The sequence below is a fragment of the Nocardioides pyridinolyticus genome (assembly GCF_054653575.1).
The window spans coordinates 84,932-102,623 of the sequence record NZ_BAAIFY010000004.1 but is presented as its reverse complement, the minus strand read 5'-3'; the positions used below and the strand labels follow the sequence as shown (position 1 = coordinate 102,623).

Genomic DNA, 17,692 nt, shown 5'->3' with positions numbered 1-17,692 from the left:
AATGCCTAGAAGCCCTTGTTTCACAGGGATCTGGGTCACGAAAGGGTCACGGTTGTTCCACAGGCTGGGGTGGTTTCGAGACGGGCGCAGAGCGCCCTCCTCAACCACCGCGAGCATGCCGGCCGGACCGCAGGTAGGCGTCCTTCCGATAGGCGCCAACTGTGCGCGAGGGAGGAGCCGTCAAGGGCGCGAAGCGGCGAAGCGAACCCTTGACGGCGGAGGACTCGCGCGCATCCTTGCGCCGTACGGAAGGACGACGAGATCAACCACCGTCCATGCGGGCGAGGCGGGTGCGGAGGGCGTCGCGGCGGTGGGCGTTGCCGGGCAGGTCGACGTAGCTCTCGCCGAACGCCGACAGCAGCGCGTCGTCGAGACGGCGCACGGCGCCGGGCGGGTACTTGTAGTCCATCCGCGCGGCGATCGCCGCGGAGTCCACGCCGGCGAGGGCGTCGCCGAGCTCGGCGAGCGTGGTGATGCCGAGCTCGGGCAGCAGGCCGGCGATCCAGGCGTAGTGGTCGGTGCGCGACCACTCGGCGTCCGGGTACTGCCCGGCCAGGTACGCCGCCAGCTCCTGGGGCGACACGCCGCCGGATGCGGCGACGGGAGAGGCGACCGCCCCACCGCGCAGCCGCTCGCGGATCGTCGTGAACTCCTGGTCGGCGAGCTCGAGGAGCCCGGCCGCGAGGGTGAACCGGCGGTCGAAGTCGCGGGCGTGCTCGGCGGGCACCGTGCCCTTGTAGCGGATGTCGTGCTCGAACTCGGCCCACGCGTGCTGGAGCACCGTGCGCACCTGCACCTGCGCGACGCCGCCCTCGCGGGCCAGCAGCAGGTGCCGGCTCGCGTAGCCGAACCGGCCCTCGCTCGCGGTCTCCTGCCCCAGGTCGCGGTCGTCGATCACGGTCAGCTGTGCGCCGAGCACGTCGGCCACGGCGGCCACGTCGCTGCGCACGTAGGTGATCACGCGGACGCCGACCTGGTCGGTGATCTCGCGCAGGGGGTCGGTGTAGCCCGGGCGGCCGTCGACGGTGCGCGAGGCCTTGGCCGCGAACGAGCCGACGCTCTTCGCCCGCCCGGTGACCGTCAGGTAGTTGATGCCGGCCTCGTCGAGGATCGAGGTCACCGTGGCGACGTACTCCTCGGCCGCCTCGACCAGGCCGGGCTGCAGCAGCTCGTACTCCTCGACCGCCTGCCGGATCGTGGCGTGCGCGTCGAGCAGCGTCGGCGTGACGATGTAGCCGAGCTCGAAGCTGCCGTAGGTCGTCACCCGCTCGGGCCAGCGGTCCGCGAACAGCGCGACGTAGGCGCATACCACCGCGTCGACCTGGTCCTCGACCTCGCGCAGGTCGACCTTGCGGGTCGCGGTCTCGACCTGGGTGCGCAGCGCCTGCCAGGTGCGGTCGGTGCGCACGACCCGCTCGACGTGCCCCATCAGCCGCAGCAGCTCGGCCCGCATCGAGTCCAGCGTCCGGCCGGGCTTCGCCTTGTACTTCAGCGTCTTCGACAGGCCGAACAGCACGATGGTCGCGGGGTGCGGGTAGACCTCGATCGCCCGCTTCGTGCGGCCCGACGCCGGATTCATGTCGAGGCCGAGCAGCTTGGCGACGCGCGCGCCCCGGGTCCCGTCGCGGAACTCCGGCTTGCCGGTGTTCGACGGGTGCGCGCCGGCCTCGAAGCCGCGGAAGTCCGCGTTCAGCTCCTGCTCCGCGACCCGCGAGCCGGTCGGGTTCGTGACGATCAGCGGCGCGTCGATGCCGACCAGGCAGGCGCCCTCGACGTACGGCGCCAGCTCGTCCCGGATCTCCTCGTCGGTGTGCACCGTGGCGAGGTGCACGAGCGCGCCGTCCGCGTCGAGGACCGCCAGCCCGGTCGGGCTCTTCGTCCCCCACGCGAGGTCGATGCCGATGTAGTGCACGGGCTCAGCCTGCCCTAGTGCGCCGCCGGAACCACGAACGTCAGCGCCGAAGTCCGGGTGCGGAGCCCTCGCGGGTCACCACGGGCGGGTGGTGGCCGAAGGGCACCGACTCGGCGTGGCCGAGCGCCAACAGCACGCTGGGCAGCATCGCCTTCGCGGTGCGCCGGTAGCCGGCTCCCGAGGGGTGGAACCGGTCGAGCGCGAACATCTCGTCGGGCTGGGTGATGAAGAACGGGCCGACGACCTGCGCGAGCGCCACGACGTAGCCGCCGTGCTCGGTGGTGACCTCGCGCTGGGCGGCCGCGAGCTGGCGCGACGCCCGGGAGCCGAGGGAGCGCAGCGGCTGCGGCAGCGGCTGGAGCGCCCCGAGGTCCGGGCAGGTGCCGACGACGACCTCGGCGCCGAGCCCGCGCAGGCGACGCACCACCTCGCCCAGGTCGCGCCGCGAGTCCGCGACCCGCACCCGGTGCGTGATGTCGTTGCCGCCGACCACCACGACCGCGACGTCCGGCACGTAGCCCGGCGGCAGCCTCGCGAGCTGGCCGGGGAGGTGGGAGGTCTCGGCGCCGACCACCGCGACGCTGCGCAGCCGCACGCTGCGGTGCGTGGCCCGCGCGAGCCGGCGGGCGAGCTGGCCGCCGAGGGTGTCCCGGGGGCGCTCGGCGCCCAGCCCGGCCGCGATCGAGTCCCCGACCAGCAGCAGGTCGACCGGGTCGCCGTAGGACGACTTGTAGGTCTTGTCGATCCGGAGCGCCTCCTCGCCGAGCGGCTTGCCGATCCGGGCGCGGGCGATCGCGGCCTGGTGGCGCAGTGCGTACGCCGACGCGGCGACCGAGGCCGCGACCACACCGGTGGCGGTGAGGAACGTCCGCATCAAGCGGCAGTCACCGCGCGGTAGTGGACGTCGACCAGCTCGGCGACCACCCCCGCCCAGCCCCGGCCGGACACGGCCGCGCAGCCGTGGCCGGCGAGGGTCGCGCGGAGGTCCGGCTCGTCGACGAGCGCGGCCACCTGGTCGCGCAGCGTGCCGAGGTCGGAGGGGTCGAAGAGCAGCCCGGTCCGGCCCGGGTCGACCAGGTCGAGCGGTCCGCCCGAGGCCGGCGCGACCACCGGGACGCCGCTGGCCTGGGCCTCCTGGACCGTCTGGCAGAAGGTCTCCGCGTCGCCGGTGTGCACGAACACGTCGAGCGAGGCGAACGCCGCCGCCAGCTTGTGGCCGCGCAGCAGGCCGGTGAAGTGAGCCGTCGGCAGCCGCTGCTCGAGCTCGGCGCGAGCCGGGCCGTCGCCGATCACGACCAGCTGGACGTCCGGCAGGCTCGCCAGCGCCGCGAGCCGGTGGACCTGCTTCTCGTGGGCCAGCCGGCCGACGTACCCGACCGCGACCTTGCGGCCGCAGGTCCAGTGCGCGTTGATCGCCGCGCTGCGACGGCTCGGGTCGAAGAGGTCGAGGTCGATGCCGCGCCGCCAGAGGTGCAGGTTGCCCACGCCGAGCGCGGCGACCTGGTCGAGCGAGGCCGACGACGGCACCAGCGTCCGGTCCACCCGCTTGTGCAGGCGTCCGACCCACCGGTCCACGACCTGGTCGGCCACCAGGTCGGCCACGAGGTCGGCGCCGGCGCCGTATCGGCGCGCGAAGCCGGCGACGTCGGTCTGGTAGACGGCGAGCGTCGGCAGCTCGTAGCGGCGGGCGGCCCGGAGGCCGACGGCGCCGAGCGCGATCGGCGAGGCCAGGTGGACCAGGTCGGGGCCGAAGCGGTCGAGCGTGCGCGCGAGTGCGCCGTCGGGGAGCCCCACCGGGAAGGACCTGTAGCCCGGCAGGCCGACGGAGCGGACCCGGACCACGGGCACGCCCCGGTAGTGGTGGGGTCCGGGGCCGGGGGCCACGACGACGGCCTCGTGGCCGGTGTCGGTGAGCTCCTCGACGACATGGCGCACCGTGTTGGAGACGCCGTTCACCTGCGGCAGGAAGGACTCGGTCACGATCGCGACGCGCATGCCTTCACGGTGGGTGTGGCCGGTGAACGGCCGGTGGCGTCACCGGGAGGGTCGGGCGAACTCCCGCGCAATGGCAGCACCCAGGCGCGCATTGTTCCGCACCAGCGCGATGTTGGCCGTGAGGGAGGCGCCGCCGGTGATCTCGACGATCCGGCCGAGGAGGTACGGCGTCGCGTCCTTGCCGCGGACGCCGAGCCGGTCCATGTCGGCCAGCGCCTGCTCGATGATGACACCGATCTCGTCGGCCGGGATCTCGTCCTCGGCCGGGATCGGGTTGGCCACGACGACACCGCCGCCCAGGCCCAGGCGCCACTTGGCGTCCATGAGCGCGGCGATCTCGGCTGCGGAGTCGACCCGGTTGGGCGCCGCGTGGCCGCTGGAGCGGGAGTAGAACGACGGGAACTCGTCGCTGCCGAGCACGACCACCGGGACGCCCAGCGTCTCCAGGGTCTCCAGGGTGAGCCCGATGTCGAGGATCGACTTCACCCCGGCGCTCACGACCGCCACGTCGGTCTGGCCGAGCTCGGTCAGGTCGGCGGAGACGTCGAAGGTCTGCTGGGCGCCGCGGTGCACGCCCCCGAGCCCGCCGGTGACGAAGACCCGGATGCCGGCCAGCGCGGCCAGCCGCATGGTCGAGGCCACGGTGGTCGCGCCGTGGGCGCCGCGCGCCATCACGACCGGCAGGTCGCGGACGCTGACCTTGGTGACGTCCTCGTGGCTGGCGAGCAGCTCGAGGTCGTCGGCCGACAGGCCGATGCGGGGCCGGCCGTCGAGCACCGCGATCGTCGCCGGCACCGCGCCGTGCTCGCGGATGATCCCCTCGACCTCGATCGCCATCGCGACGTTCTGGGGGTAGGGCATGCCGTGGCTGATGATCGTGCTCTCCAGCGCCACGACGGGCGCGCCCTCGGCGAGCGCGCTGGCGACCTCGTCGGTCACGGTGAGGAGGGGGTGGGTCACAGGAGGCTCCTGACGAGTCGGTCGGTGAGGTCGGGCCGCACCGTGTGCGGGCTGGCGATGGTGAGGGCGGCGGCCGCGTGGCCGTACGCCGCCGCCTCGGTCGTGCCGGCGCCGGCGAGCAGCGCGTGGCAGAAGCCGGCGAGCATCGCGTCGCCGGCGCCGGTGACGTCGACGACCTCGGCCGCGAGCGACGGCAGCGGGGTCTTCTCCTCGCGCGTGCTGAGGAGCGAGCCGTCGGGGCCCAGGCGCACCCACACGAGCTCGACACCTCGCTCGTGCAGGGCGTTCGCAGCCTTCTCGACCTGGCGGGCGGTGCGGGTCGGCAGGCCGGTGAGCGCCCCGAGCTCGTCGCGGTTCGGGGTGATCGCGTGGATCGGCCGCTCGGGGGCGACGAGGTGGGCGCGGGCGGCGGCCTTGGGCACGCTGACCGGCTCGAGCACCACCCGGGTGCCGGCGGCGGCCGCGAGGTCGAGCGCGAAGCCGATCGTCTCCGGGGCGAGGTTGCCGTCCAGCACGACGAGCGCCGCCGCGGCGACCAGGTCCCGCGCGGCGTTGACCTGCTCGGTCGACAGCTCGTCGGTCGCGGCCATGTCGGCGACCGCCACGACGAGCTCGCCGTCGGCGTCGAGGACGGCCGTGTAGGTGCCGGTCGACCGGGCGCTGCGGCGTACGTGCTCGACGTGGACGCCGGCGCCGGAGGTCGCCGCGAGCACCTGGTCGCCGAGGCCGTCGCTGCCGATCGACGCGACCAGGTGGGTGCGGGTGCCGAGGCGGGCGAGGTTCTCGGCGATGTTGCGGCCGACCCCGCCGACGGCCATGGAGCCGGTTCCGGGGTTGCTGGTCGCCGGGACCGCGGTCGCGCTGCTCCGGGCCTTGACGTCCATGTTGGCGCCGCCGATCACCACGACCGACGGCTGCTCGCTGAGCACGTAGCCGCGGCCGAGGATCACGCCCTTCTTGCCCAGGTTCGACAGGTGCACGTTGACCGCGGCGCGCGTGGTGCCGAGGGCGTCGGCGATCGCCGCCGAGCCCATCAACGGGTCGCGGCGCAGCAGCGCCACGATCTCGTTCTCGCGCTCGGTCAGGCTCATGCTGACCAGGATAAAGGATCCTTATTCAGATGAAGGACCGGGGACGACGAGGGCGGCGATGCCCGTCGTCAGCGGCACCGCCAGCACCAGGCCGATGCTGCTGGCGAGCGTCCGCACGATCTCCTCGGTGACGTCCTCGGTCGTGAGGAGGACCGAGAAGGGCAGGCCGTAGAGCTGGAGGATCAGCAGGACGGCGAGTGCGGTGCCGGCGTAGGCGAACACGATCGTGTAGATGGTCGAGGCGATGTGGTCGCGGCCGATCCGCATGCCGCTCGTGAACACCTGCCGGCGGCCGAGGGCGGGGCCGGCCCCGCGGATCTCCCACACCGCCGAGGACTGGGTGATCGTGACGTCGTTGAGCACGCCGAGGCCGGCGATGACGATCGCGCAGGTGAACAGGCCCTGGAAGCTCAGGTCGCCCGCCAGCGACTGGAGGATCGAGCCGTTGTCGGTGACGCCGGTCGCCCGGGTCGTCGCGGCGCCGACCGTCCCCAGCGCCGCCGTCACCAGGACGCCCACCAGCGTGCCGGCGAGCGCGGTCGACGTGCGCAGTGAGAAGCCGTGGGTCGTGTAGAGGACGACATACATGATCAGCGCCGACCCGGCCAGGCCGACGGCCAGCGCGGGCGCGCCGGTGAGCAGCGCCGGCAGCAGGAACTTCCAGATGACGACGCCGCTGAACACCAGCCCGAGCAGGGCGAAGAGCCCCCGCCACCGTGCGACCAGCAGCACGAGCACCACGAACGCGAGCGTCATCACCAGCAGCGGCGTCGAGCGGACGGTCTCGAAGAAGCTGTACTGGAGCTCGGTCCCCTCGGTCGCGGGGATGCGCTGGAGCTTGACCTCGTCGCCCTCCCGGAGCCCGGCGTCGACGACCTGGGGTGGGACCCGGACGGTGACCTGGTCGCCCTTCCCCGTGCCCTCCTGCACGATGACCTCGACCGCGCCGTCGCCGGCGACCTGCTGCACGACCGCGTTCGGGAACGTCACGCCGTCGGCCGCGAAGCTGACCTCGTCCTTGATCCGGTCGACCTCGGCGCCGTCGGGCCACAGCCACACGACGGCCGCGACCGTGACGACCGCGGCCAGCGCCAGGCAGGCCAGCAGCACCGCCCGCGGCCCGCGGGCCACCTCGAACCCGTCCCCGTCGGCCCGGTGCGCGCGGTGCGCCCCGTGCGCATGTCCCGAACCCATGGCGCACATCCTCCACGACAAACCTCGGGCACCGGCGGCCCGGACCCTCCACAATGGCCTGCGTGCCGACGACCAGCCAGTGGCTCGCCTTCGTGATCGCGAGCGCCCTCTTCATCCAGGTGCCGGGGCCGAGCCTGCTGTTCACGATCGGTCGCGCCCTCACCGTCGGCCGTCGCGACGCCCTGCTCTCGGTGGTCGGCAACGCGCTCGGCATCACCACGCAGGTGCTGCTCGTCGCCGTCGGCCTCGGCGCCGTCGTCGCCGCGAGCGCGGAGGCCTACACCGTGCTCAAGGTCGCGGGTGCGGCGTACGTCGTCTGGCTCGGTGTCCAGGCCATCCGCCACCGCGCCGACGCCCGCGCCGCACTGGTGGCCGTCGAGGGCCAGCACGTGGTCCCGGCGCCCGCCTCGCGCTCGCTGCGGATCGGCTTCACCGTCGGGCTCACCAACCCGAAGACCATCGTGTTCTTCGTGGCGTTCCTGCCGCAGTTCGTCAACGAGCCCGCCGGCCACCCCGGCGCCCAGCTCGCCCTGCTCGGCGTCGTCTTCGGCGCGATGGCCGTCGTCTCCGACGGCGCCTGGGCCCTGGCCGCCAGCAGGGCCCGCGACTGGTTCGCCCGCCGCCCCCACCGTCTCGACCGCCTCGGCGTCGCCGGCGGCGTGATGATGATCGGCCTCGGCGCGACCATGGCGGCGTCGGAGTAGTCGCGCCGCCGCCACTTGTAACGCGGGGTTAGGACGTCTTTGATCCCGTTCGAACGGGGTGACCAGATGTCCTAACCCCGCGTTACAGCTGGCGGGCCTGGTCGTGGGCCAGCAGCGCCACCCCGAGCGAGAGCCGCGAGGTGGGGTCGTCGAGCGGGTGGCCGACGAGGTCCTCGAGGCGACGCAGCGCGGGGTAGAGCGAGGTCCGGTTGCGGTGGGCGACCCGGGCCAGCTCGGTCTTGTTGCCGCCGACCGCGAGGAACTGGCGCAGCAGGTCGACCAGCCCGCCGCCGTGCCGGGCCTCGTGCTCGAGCAGGGCGCCGAGCTCGGCCTCGGCGAACTCCTGGAGCCGCGCGTCCTCGCGCAGCGACATCAGCAGCCCGGGCAGCCGGATGTCGGCCTGCCGCACGCACCCGTCGAGCGCCGGCAGCGTGGCCGCGACGTCGGCGACGACGCGGGCCGAGCGCAGCGAGTTCGCCGCCGGGAGTACGCCGGCCACCACGTGCCCCGCGGCCAGGACCGCGTCCTGGCCGAGCGACCGGGCCACCGCGTCGAGGTCGCTCGACGCGGGGACGAGCAGCCCGACGTGGACCGCGTCGAGCACACCGACCAGGCCGGGGACCGCACCGAGCGCCGCCACCAGCCGGTCGACCGGCCCCTCGGAGCGCAGCCGGGCCACCGCCCCGACGTACGAGGCCGACCCGGGGACGCCGAGGGCGCGCAGCCGCGCGGCGGCGACCGGCTCGCTGCCGACCCGGCCGTCGAGCAGGTCGAGCAGGAAGCCGCCGTGCACCCGCAGCTGGATCGAGGTCTCGTCGCGCTCGATCATCCGGCCCAGCTCGAGCGCCTGCGCCGCACGCTCCAGCACCAGTCGCCCCCGGGCGCCGGCCCGCGGCAGCACCAGCCGCCCCCACGCACCGCCCTGGATGCCGACCGGCGTGGTCAGCCAGCCCTCCGGGCCGCCGACGCCCGAGGCCCGGAGGAACGGCGTCAGCCGCGAGCGCCGCTCCCAGTCCGTCAGCAGCCGCTCGACCGGCTCGTCGCGCGCCACCGGCACCAGCACCCGGCGGGCCAGGTCCTCCAGCACCACCGAGCCGCCGGCCAGGTCGGCCGCGGCCTCGACCAGCCGCCCCATCGGCGCGCGCTCGAGCCCGAGCGCGGTGAACGTCTCGTGCACGTCGCCGGCGAACCGCACCTCCTCGAACTGCTCCGCGACGATCGCGCGGTGCACCTCCTCGGTCACGTCGACGAACCGCACCGGCCGGTTCAGCGCGACCAGCGGCAGCCCGGCCGCCCGGGCCCGCCGCAGCGCCGGCTCCGGCACCGAGGGGTACGCCGCGCCGAGCTCGATGACCAGTCCCGCGGCGCCGACCTCGACGAGCTGCCGGACGAAGTCGTCGGCCGCGTCCGCCGAGGCCGCCATGCCGAGGCCGGTCGTGAGCACCAGCTCGTCGCCGGCGAGCACGGCGCCGACGTCGCGCACCTCGGACACGTGCACCCAGCGGAGCACCGCGTCCAGGCCGGACTCGCCGCCGAGCACGACCGGGTCGCCCGCCGCGAGGGCGGGGAGCGCGAGCGCTTCGCGGACGGTCACCGGCACGGACACAGTGTCGCACTCGGCGGCCGACTGGGGACAGATCGTCCCTCGCCAGGCCGGGAGGGCGGCGACACGATGGCGGCATGGAGACCATCCCCCACTGGATCGACGGCCGGGCGCACCCGGGCAGCAGCGAGCGCGCGGGCGACGTGGCCAACCCCGCCACCGGTCAGGTGACCGGCCGGGTGGCCTTCGCCGGACCGGGGGAGGTCGAGGCCGCGGTGGCCTCGGCCAAGAAGGCGAGCACGGACTGGGCCGCCGCGTCGGTCAGCGCGCGCACCCAGGTGGTCTTCCGCTTCCGCGAGCTGCTCAACGAGCGCAAGGAGGAGCTGGCCGCGATCATCACCGCCGAGCACGGCAAGGTGCACTCCGACGCCCTCGGCGAGGTGGCCCGCGGCCAGGAGGTCGTGGAGTTCGCCTGCGGCATCCCCCACCTGCTCAAGGGCGGCAACTCCCCGCAGGTCTCGAACGGCGTCGACGTGAAGAGCCTCCGCCAGCCGCTCGGCGTGGTGGGCATCATCAGCCCGTTCAACTTCCCCGCGATGGTCCCGATGTGGTTCTTCCCCATCGCGATCGCCGCCGGGAACGCGGTCGTGCTGAAGCCCAGCGAGAAGGACCCGTCCGCGTCGATCTGGATGGCCGAGCTCTGGAAGGAGGCCGGCCTCCCCGACGGCGTCTTCACCGTGCTCCAGGGCGACAAGGTCGCCGTCGACGGCCTGCTCGACCACCCCGACGTCGCGGCGATCAGCTTCGTCGGGTCGACCCCGATCGCCGAGTACGTCTACGAGCGCGCCAGCCGGGCCGGCAAGCGCGTCCAGGCCCTCGGCGGCGCCAAGAACCACATGGTCGTCCTGCCCGACGCCGACCTCGACCTGGCCGCCGACGCCGCGGTCAGCGCGGGCTACGGCTCGGCCGGCGAGCGCTGCATGGCGATCAGCGTCGTGGTCGCGGTCGGCGACACCGGCGACGCACTCGTCGAGAAGATCGTCGAGCGCACCGCCACGCTGAAGATCGGCGACGGGACCCGCAACACGGACATGGGCCCTCTGGTCACGCGGCAGCACCGCGACAAGGTGGCGTCGTACGTCGACGCCGGCGAGTCCGAGGGCGCGACGCTCGTGGTCGACGGGCGCACCGTCGACGCCGACGGCGCGAGCGACGGCTTCTGGCTCGGCCCGACGCTGTTCGACCACGTCCGCCCGGACATGAGCGTCTACACCGACGAGATCTTCGGACCGGTGCTGAGCGTCGTCCGTGCGGACACCTACGCCGACGCGCTGGACCTGGTCAACCGCAACCGGTACGGCAACGGCGTAGCGATCTTCACCAGCAACGGCGGGGCCGCCCGCGCGTTCGAGACCGACGTGCAGGTCGGCATGGTCGGCGTCAACGTGCCGATCCCGGTGCCGATGGCCTACTACTCCTTCGGCGGCTGGAAGGCCTCCCTCTTCGGCGACACGCATGCCCACGGCACCGAGGGCCTGCATTTCTTCACCCGTGGCAAGGTCGTCACCACCCGCTGGCCCGACCCCGCGACCGCCGGGGGCCTCGAGCTGGCCTTCCCGAAGAACCACTGAGCCGCACGGACGACGGAGGTACGACGATGAGCACCGCCTACGAGCTGGACCGCAAGCACGTCTTCCATTCCTGGTCCGCCCAGGCCGAGATCACCCCGATGGTGATCACCGCGGCCCGCGGCTCCTACGTGTGGGACGACGAGGACCGCCGCTACCTGGACTTCTCCAGCCAGCTGGTCTTCACCAACATCGGCCACCAGCACCCGCGCGTGGTCGCCGCGATCAAGGAGCAGGCGGACCGGCTCTGCACGATCGCGCCGCAGTTCGCCAACGACCAGCGCTCCGAGGCCGCGCGGCTGATCAGCGAGCTCGCCCCGGACGGCTTCGAGAAGACCTTCTTCACCAACGGCGGCGCCGACGCCAACGAGCACGCCGTCCGCATGGCCCGTCTGCACACCGGCCGGTTCAAGGTGCTGTCGACCTACCGCAGCTACCACGGCGGCACCCAGACCGCGATCAACATGACCGGCGACCCGCGCCGCTGGGCCAACGACACCGCGACCGCCGGCACCGTGCACTTCTTCGGGCCGTTCCTCTACCGCTCAGAGTTCCACGCGACCACCGAGGCCGAGGAGACCGAGCGCGCGCTGGCCCACCTGGCGCGCACGATCGAGGCCGAGGGCCCCGACACGATCGCGGCGATCATCCTCGAGACGATCCCGGGCACCGCCGGCATCTTCCCGCCGCCGCCGGGCTACCTCGCCGGCGTCCGCGAGCTGTGCGACCGGCACGGCATCGTGATGATCCTCGACGAGGTGATGGCCGGCTTCGGCCGCGCCGGCACCTGGCTGGCGCTCGACCTGTACGGCGTCACCCCGGACCTGATCACCTTCGCCAAGGGCGTGAACTCCGGCTACGTCCCGCTGGGCGGCGTCATCATCAGCGAGCCCATCGCCGAGACCTTCGCCCACCGCCCCTACCCCGGCGGCCTCACCTACTCCGGCCACCCGCTCGCGACCGCGGCCGCCGTCGCGACCATCAACACGATGCGCGACGAGGGCATCGTCGAGAATGCCGAGCGGCTCGGCCGCGAGATCCTCGGTCCGGGCCTGCGCGAGATCGCGGAGCGCCACGCGTGCGTCGGCGAGGTCCGCGGTGTCGGCGCGTTCTGGGCGGTCGACCTGGTGACCTCCCAGGAGACCAAGGCGCTCATGCCGCCCGCCGGGCTCAACGACGTCGTCGCGGCGTGCCGGGCCGCGGGCGTGCTGCCGTTCTCCAACACCAACCGGATCCACTTCGTGCCGCCGTGCACGATGAGCGACGAGGAGGCCCGCGAGGGCCTGGCCATCCTCGACGACGCGCTCAAGGCCGGCGACGTGCATGCCGAGTCCTAGCCCGGCTCACCGCACCGTCTACGAGCGGCTCGCCCCGCCCGCGGCGGCGGTCGACGCCGCCCTGGAGGGCAGCCGGCGCGCGGTGTTCTGGCTGGAGGACGCGCCCGCCACGGCGTACCCCCCACTCGCGGGCGACGCCGCCGCAGACCTGACCGTGGTGGGCGGTGGCTACTGTGGGCTGTGGACCGCGGTGCTCGCCAAGCGCCGCAACCCCGGCGCACGGGTGGTGCTGCTGGAGGCGGAGACCGTCGGGTGGGCGGCGTCGGGCCGCAACGGCGGGTTCTGCGAGGCCAGCATCACCCACGGCGAGGAGAACGGACGGCGCCGCTGGCCCGAGGAGTACGACCTGCTCGAGCGGCTCGGCCGGGAGAACCTGGACGCGTTCGAGAAGGACGTCACCGAGCTCGGGCTCGACGCGGAGTACGAGCGCACCGGGGCGATCACGGTGGCGGTGGAGGAGCACCAGGTCGACTGGATCCGGGACCAGCCCGGCTTCCTCGATGCCGCGGCCGTCCGCCGGGAGATCGACAGCCCGGTCCTCCTCGGGGGCGTCTGGGACCGGGAGGACTGCGCGCTCGTGCACCCGGCCAAGCTGGCCCGCGAGCTGGCCCGGGCGGCGGCCGAGCTCGGCGTCGAGGTGCACGAGCGGACCCGCGTCACCGGGCTGGACACGCCATCCCCGGGACCGGTGCGGGTGCGGACGGCGGGCGGCACGGTGACCAGCGACCGGGTGGTGCTCGCGACCAACGTCTTCCCGTCGCTGCTGCGCCGGACCCGGCTGCTGACCGTGCCCGTCTACGACTACGTGCTGATGACCGAGCCACTCACCGACGAGCGGCTCGCCTCCATCGGCTGGGCGCACCGGCAGGGACTCGCCGACCTGGCCAACCAGTTCCACTACTCCCGGCTCACGGCCGACAACCGGATCCTCTGGGGCGGGTACGACGCCATCCACCGGCGCCGGGTCCGCGACGAGCACGAGGAGCGGCCGGCGACGTACCGACGCCTCGCCTCGCACTTCCTCACGGTCTTCCCGCAGCTGGCGGGCGTCCGGTTCAGCCACCGGTGGGCCGGCGCGATCGACACCTCCACCCGGTTCGCCGCCTTCCACGGACTCGCATCGCACGGCCGGATCGCCTACGCCGCAGGCTTCACCGGGCTGGGGGTCGGCGCCACCCGGTTCGCCGCGGAGGTGATGCTCGACCGGCTGTCCGGCCTGACCACCGAGCGCACCGGGCTGGAGATGGTGCGGCGCAAACCGGTCCCGTTCCCGCCGTCCCCGGTCGCCGACCTCGGCATCGGGCTCACCCGCTGGTCGCTCGACCGGGCCGACCACCGGCAGGGCCGGCGCAACCTGTTCCTCCGCAGCCTCGACCGGGTCGGCCTCGGCTTCGACTCCTGACGCGTGAGTTGAAGCTGCCGTGACCGGGTACGGCCCGGCATGGCCAGGCACAACTCCGACCTCCAGGCAGCCGTCGACGCGACCTCGGTCGCCAACGACGCCCACACGACGACCGACCTGCACAGCTATCTGGTGGAGCAGCTCTCCGAGCGCGACATCGAGACGACGGACGAGGACTGGCTGCGCCGGACCGTCGAGGCGATCAAGGCGGACCCGAACTACATGATCGCGGACGAGCCGTCCGACTTCGAATCGGAGGAGCACTGAGATGACGACGACACCCGAGGAACCCCAGCCCGAGCCCGAGGTCGTGCCCAGCGGCGACCCGGCGCCGGAGACCGACCCGCTGCCCTAGCGTCGCCGAGTCGCCGAGCGGATCCACGCGCGCGCCCGTAGGGTGCGCGCATGGAGCAGCGCAGCGACGCGGCGGAGTCCCGCGAGAAGCCCGACGCCCGGGGGCCTTTCGAGCGGTTCGTCGAGGCGGTGTACGACTGGGTCAGCCGCGCGCCGTTCTTCCTCCTGTGCACCGCCCTGGTCGTCGTGTGGGCCGTGAGCTTCCCGCTCTGGTCGAGCGCCAAGTCCTGGCAGGTCGCGATCCACACGGTCGCCAGCGTGATCACGCTCCTGCTGCTCGCGCTGCTCGAGAACTCCGGCCGCCGGGCCCAGGAGGCCGCGCAGGAGAAGCTCAACGTCATCGCCGAGGCCCTCTCGGACCTGATGTCCTCACGCGCGCAGGACGACCCACACCTCGAGGAGTCCGTCCGCAAGCTGCGCGACGCGGTCGGGCTCGAGGAGCGGCACTAGGGCTGCGCGGTCCAGACCATCGTCTGCTGGTGCATCGGCCGGCCCTCGAACCGCAGGCCCGGCACCGGCGGGCTCGGGCCGTGCCTCGTGAAGCCCATCCGCTCGAAGTAGGCGATGCCCCGGGTGTTCTCGGCCGAGGTGTGCAGGTAGCAGCCCGGCGACCCCACGGCCCGGAGCCGGTCGCACCACAGTGCCATCAGCTGCGCGGCCGCGCCGGTCCCGCGGACGACCGGCTCCACGTCGACGTGCAGGTGCGAGGGCCAGCGCGGGTCGCTCAGCTCGCCGGCGACCTCGTCCCACCTCCGGGCGTCGCGCCGGGCCCGGAGGAAGAACCGCAGCGGTCCCGGGCGCCAGTAGAGGTGGTGCCGGCGGATCGCCTCCCGCGTGCGGTCGTCCTCGCTGGGGAACGCGGCGTCGTCGACGCAGCCGACGAGGTAGCCCGCGGGCCGGCCGTCGGCGGTGACCACGAAGGCCGACTCCGGCTCGAGGTCCAGGTACGGCGTCAGGTAGACGTCGGCGAGCGACCGCGCGTGTCCCCACGCCTCGCCGCCGGGCGCACCGCAGCCCGCGAGGCCGAACCCGCCGCCCAGCTCCTCGCGGTCGGCGGGGTCGTAGGGCCGGACGGCGATCTCGGTCACCGGTCCACCCTAGGAGGCAGCACTCCTTAGGGTGGGCGGTGTGCGCATCGAGGACGTGCGGCGGATCCCGCTCGGCACCTTCACGCGGCCGGCCGAGGAGACCGGTGGCGCGCCGGGCGGCGAGGTCGTGAACGGCTACCTCGTCCGCCACGACGCCGGGCTGGTGCTGCTCGACACCGGCATGGGCCGGGGCAACGACGGCACCGAGGCCTGGTACCAGCCCCGGCGCATCGACCTGCGCGACGCGCTCGCCACGGCCGGCGTACGCCTCGGCGACCTGACGCTGGTCGCCAACTGCCACCTGCACTTCGACCACTGCGGCGGCAACCCCTTGCTGGGGACGACTCCGGTCCTCTGCCAGCGCGACGAGCTGGCGACCGCGCAGGCGGGCGGCTACACCGTCGAGCACCTCCTCGACGGTGTCCGCTACGAGCTCCTCGACGGTGAGTCCGAGCCGCTGCCCGGTCTGCACGTGGTCCCGACACCCGGCCACGTCGACGGCCACCAGTCGCTCGTCGTCGAGTGCGCCGACGGCTCGGTGGTGCTCGCCGGCCAGGCGCGCGAGCACGCCGACGACTGGAGCACCGACGACCCCACGGGCTGGATGGCACGACTGCTGTCCTTCGCCCCGCGGCGCGTCGTGTTCGCCCACGACGACGAGGAGTGGCGCCCGTGAGCGAGATCCGAGGCGAGTGGTTCCGCAACGTCTACGCCCGCGACGTCGTCGTGCGCGGCGGCTGGTTCGAGAACGTCGACATCGACGCGGAGCTGCGCAACGTCGTCGTCAACGGCGTCGACATCCACCCGCTGCTCGAGGCCGAGCTCAACCGCCGCGACCCCGAGCGGCACCTCATCCACCCGCAGGACGCCGACGGGTTCCGCGCCGGATGGGCGATGACCGAGCGCCGCTGGGCCGCGACCGTCGAGCGCGCCCGCGCGCTGCCCGCGGAGCTCCTCCACGAGCGGGTCGAGGAGGAGTGGTCCTTCATCGAGTCGCTGCGCCACCTGGTGATGGCCACGGACGCCTGGGTGCTGCGGGTCATCGGGGGTGACCCGCGCCCGTTCAGCCCGCTCGGCCTGCCGCACGACGAGATGGGCGACATCCCCGGCGTCCCGAACGACCGCACCCTGCGGCCCACGCTGGACGAGGTGCTCGCGGTCCGCGCCGAGCGGATGGCCGTCGTGCGTCGCGTCATCGGCGCCCTGTCCGATGCCGACCTCGACCAGATGACCGAGCCGGTCACCGAGCCGGGCTACCCGGAGTCCCGGTCCTACCGGGTCGGTACGGTGCTCGAGAAGATCCTGGTCGAGGAGTACCTCCATCGGGGGTACGCCGAGCGTGACCTCGCCGTGCTGGAGGCCCGCCTCTAGTGGGGCCGGCGAAGGACCGGCTGGTCGGCCTCGACGTCGCCCGGTGCCTTGCCCTGCTCGGCATGGTGGCCACCCACATCGTCGACGAGCGCACCCCCGCGGGCGACCTGACCGTCGGCCAGTGGCTCGCCGGCGGACGGTCGTCGGCGCTGTTCGCCGTGCTCGCCGGCGTGAGCCTGGCGCTGATGACCAGGAGCGACCGTGGCCCGCGGAGCCTCGCCGCGATCGCCGTACGCGCCCTGCTGATCGCGCTCCTCGGCCTGTGGCTCGGCGGGCTGGGCAGCGGGCTGGCGGTGATCCTCACCTACTACGGGCTGCTGTTCCTGCTCGGCCTGCCGTTCGTGTTCCTGCGCGCGCGGACGCTCGGAATCCTCTGCGGGTGCTGGGTGCTGGCCGCTCCGGCGCTGTCGCACGTCGTCCGTCCCCATCTGCCCGAGCGTGGCTTCGCCAGCCCGACCTTCGACCAGCTCGCGGACCCCGGGCAGCTGCTGAGCGAGCTGCTGTTCACCGGCTACTACCCCGTCGTCCCGTGGCTGGCCTACCTCCTCGCCGGCCTCGCGCTCGGCCGGGCGAACCTGCGCGACCCGCACCTGCTGGGCATCCTCACCCTCGGCGGGCTCGGCGTCGCGATCGTGGTGACCCAGGTGTCGCGCGTGCTGGTCGACCCGGTGGTCGCGTCGGAGAACGCGACCGGCATGTACGGCACCACCCCCGCCGACGGCGACTGGTCCTGGCTGCTCGTCGTGGCGCCACACAGCGCGACGCCGTTCGACCTCGCCCAGACCATCGGCAGCGCGCTCGCCGTCGTCGGCGCCTGCCTGCTGCTGGAACGGCTGCTCCCGCGCCCCGGCGTGGTCGCGCTCGCGATCGTCTTCGGCGCCGGCGCGATGACGCTGACGCTCTACTCGCTGCACGTGGTCCTGCGAACGCCGGACGTCTGGCCGCCCGACGACCCCGGCGCCTACCTCACGCACGTCGCGGTGCTGCTGGCGATCGGCGCGGTCTACGCGGCCGTCGGGCGGCGCGGCCCGCTGGAGACGCTCGTGGGTTGGCCGCGGCGCTGGCTGACCGCGAAGGAGTAGCTCCTCGTCGAGCGCCACCGCGACCGGCGTT

At 73.6% G+C, this 17,692-nt stretch carries 17 protein-coding genes; 9 read left to right on the top strand and 8 right to left on the bottom strand.

Annotated elements, in window-relative coordinates; genetic code table 11:
* Positions 1 to 262: 262 nt before the first annotated feature.
* From ACYQ0U_RS05285 to ACYQ0U_RS05260, 6 genes are read right to left on the bottom strand one after another with little or no spacing between them, the layout of a single operon-like run.
* Positions 263 to 1,912 carry a DUF429 domain-containing protein gene (locus tag ACYQ0U_RS05285; protein WP_459970188.1) on the bottom strand — a complete coding sequence of 550 codons (1,650 nt, stop codon included), beginning with the start codon at positions 1,910 to 1,912 and terminating at the stop codon, positions 263 to 265.
* A 40-nt stretch (positions 1,913 to 1,952) separates the two neighbouring features.
* Positions 1,953 to 2,786 carry an SGNH/GDSL hydrolase family protein gene (locus tag ACYQ0U_RS05280; RefSeq protein ID WP_459970186.1) on the bottom strand — a complete coding sequence of 278 codons (834 nt, stop codon included), beginning with the start codon at positions 2,784 to 2,786 and terminating at the stop codon, positions 1,953 to 1,955.
* A complete protein-coding gene (locus tag ACYQ0U_RS05275; protein ID WP_459970184.1) occupies positions 2,786 to 3,907 on the bottom strand; it encodes a glycosyltransferase family 4 protein in 1,122 nt (373 codons plus the stop codon). The genes ACYQ0U_RS05280 and ACYQ0U_RS05275 overlap by 1 nt, the downstream gene beginning before the upstream one ends.
* A gap of 39 nt (positions 3,908 to 3,946) precedes the next feature.
* Positions 3,947 to 4,867, bottom strand: a complete 921-nt coding sequence (locus ACYQ0U_RS05270) for a pseudouridine-5'-phosphate glycosidase (protein ID WP_459970180.1) — start codon at positions 4,865 to 4,867, stop codon at positions 3,947 to 3,949.
* A complete protein-coding gene (locus tag ACYQ0U_RS05265; RefSeq protein ID WP_459970177.1) occupies positions 4,864 to 5,958 on the bottom strand; it encodes a carbohydrate kinase in 1,095 nt (364 codons plus the stop codon). The genes ACYQ0U_RS05270 and ACYQ0U_RS05265 overlap by 4 nt, the downstream gene beginning before the upstream one ends.
* A 21-nt stretch (positions 5,959 to 5,979) precedes the next feature.
* Positions 5,980 to 7,152, bottom strand: coding sequence for a YibE/F family protein (locus tag ACYQ0U_RS05260; protein WP_459970175.1), 1,173 nt, complete (start codon positions 7,150 to 7,152; stop codon positions 5,980 to 5,982).
* Positions 7,153 to 7,214: 62 nt separating this feature from the next.
* Between ACYQ0U_RS05260 and ACYQ0U_RS05255 the strand changes: the two genes are divergently transcribed.
* Entirely contained in the window at positions 7,215 to 7,856 is a 642-nt protein-coding gene (locus ACYQ0U_RS05255) for a LysE family translocator (protein WP_459970173.1), read from the top strand.
* A gap of 82 nt (positions 7,857 to 7,938) precedes the next feature.
* Here the strand turns inward: ACYQ0U_RS05255 and ACYQ0U_RS05250 are convergent, their stop codons facing one another.
* Positions 7,939 to 9,456 (bottom strand): PucR family transcriptional regulator, encoded by a 1,518-nt coding sequence (locus tag ACYQ0U_RS05250; RefSeq protein WP_459970170.1) that lies wholly within the window; start codon positions 9,454 to 9,456, stop codon positions 7,939 to 7,941.
* A gap of 80 nt (positions 9,457 to 9,536) precedes the next feature.
* On the opposite strand from ACYQ0U_RS05250, the gene ACYQ0U_RS05245 reads away from it, so the two are divergent.
* The 5 genes from ACYQ0U_RS05245 to ACYQ0U_RS05225 all read left to right on the top strand — a co-directional run bounded on the left by ACYQ0U_RS05245 (position 9,537) and on the right by ACYQ0U_RS05225 (position 14,570).
* Positions 9,537 to 11,030, top strand: coding sequence for a CoA-acylating methylmalonate-semialdehyde dehydrogenase (locus ACYQ0U_RS05245; RefSeq protein WP_459970167.1), 1,494 nt, complete (start codon positions 9,537 to 9,539; stop codon positions 11,028 to 11,030).
* 26 nt (positions 11,031 to 11,056) lie between these two features.
* Positions 11,057 to 12,364, top strand: coding sequence for an aspartate aminotransferase family protein (locus ACYQ0U_RS05240; protein ID WP_459970163.1), 1,308 nt, complete (start codon positions 11,057 to 11,059; stop codon positions 12,362 to 12,364).
* Positions 12,351 to 13,766 carry an NAD(P)/FAD-dependent oxidoreductase gene (locus ACYQ0U_RS05235; protein WP_459970161.1) on the top strand — a complete coding sequence of 472 codons (1,416 nt, stop codon included), beginning with the start codon at positions 12,351 to 12,353 and terminating at the stop codon, positions 13,764 to 13,766. The genes ACYQ0U_RS05240 and ACYQ0U_RS05235 overlap by 14 nt, the downstream gene beginning before the upstream one ends.
* A gap of 39 nt (positions 13,767 to 13,805) precedes the next feature.
* Positions 13,806 to 14,033 (top strand): hypothetical protein, encoded by a 228-nt coding sequence (locus ACYQ0U_RS05230; RefSeq protein ID WP_459970159.1) that lies wholly within the window; start codon positions 13,806 to 13,808, stop codon positions 14,031 to 14,033.
* Positions 14,034 to 14,171: 138 nt separating this feature from the next.
* Complete coding sequence (locus ACYQ0U_RS05225) at positions 14,172 to 14,570, top strand: low affinity iron permease family protein (RefSeq protein WP_459970156.1); 399 nt, start codon at positions 14,172 to 14,174, stop codon at positions 14,568 to 14,570.
* On the opposite strand, the gene ACYQ0U_RS05220 is transcribed toward ACYQ0U_RS05225, so the two are convergent.
* The gene (locus tag ACYQ0U_RS05220) at positions 14,567 to 15,208 is read right to left on the bottom strand and encodes a GNAT family N-acetyltransferase (RefSeq protein ID WP_459970154.1); all 642 of its coding nucleotides are present in this window, start codon (positions 15,206 to 15,208) and stop codon (positions 14,567 to 14,569) included. The genes ACYQ0U_RS05225 and ACYQ0U_RS05220 overlap by 4 nt on opposite strands.
* A 40-nt stretch (positions 15,209 to 15,248) precedes the next feature.
* On the opposite strand from ACYQ0U_RS05220, the gene ACYQ0U_RS05215 reads away from it, so the two are divergent.
* The 3 genes from ACYQ0U_RS05215 to ACYQ0U_RS05205 are packed head-to-tail and all read left to right on the top strand — an operon-like array spanning position 15,249 to position 17,661.
* The gene (locus tag ACYQ0U_RS05215) at positions 15,249 to 15,884 is read left to right on the top strand and encodes an MBL fold metallo-hydrolase (protein WP_459970152.1); all 636 of its coding nucleotides are present in this window, start codon (positions 15,249 to 15,251) and stop codon (positions 15,882 to 15,884) included.
* Positions 15,881 to 16,579 carry a DinB family protein gene (locus ACYQ0U_RS05210; RefSeq protein WP_459970149.1) on the top strand — a complete coding sequence of 233 codons (699 nt, stop codon included), beginning with the start codon at positions 15,881 to 15,883 and terminating at the stop codon, positions 16,577 to 16,579. The genes ACYQ0U_RS05215 and ACYQ0U_RS05210 overlap by 4 nt, the downstream gene beginning before the upstream one ends.
* Positions 16,579 to 17,661 (top strand): heparan-alpha-glucosaminide N-acetyltransferase domain-containing protein, encoded by a 1,083-nt coding sequence (locus ACYQ0U_RS05205; RefSeq protein ID WP_459970147.1) that lies wholly within the window; start codon positions 16,579 to 16,581, stop codon positions 17,659 to 17,661. Before ACYQ0U_RS05210 ends, ACYQ0U_RS05205 begins: the two co-directional genes overlap by 1 nt.
* Positions 17,662 to 17,692: the final 31 nt, after the last annotated feature.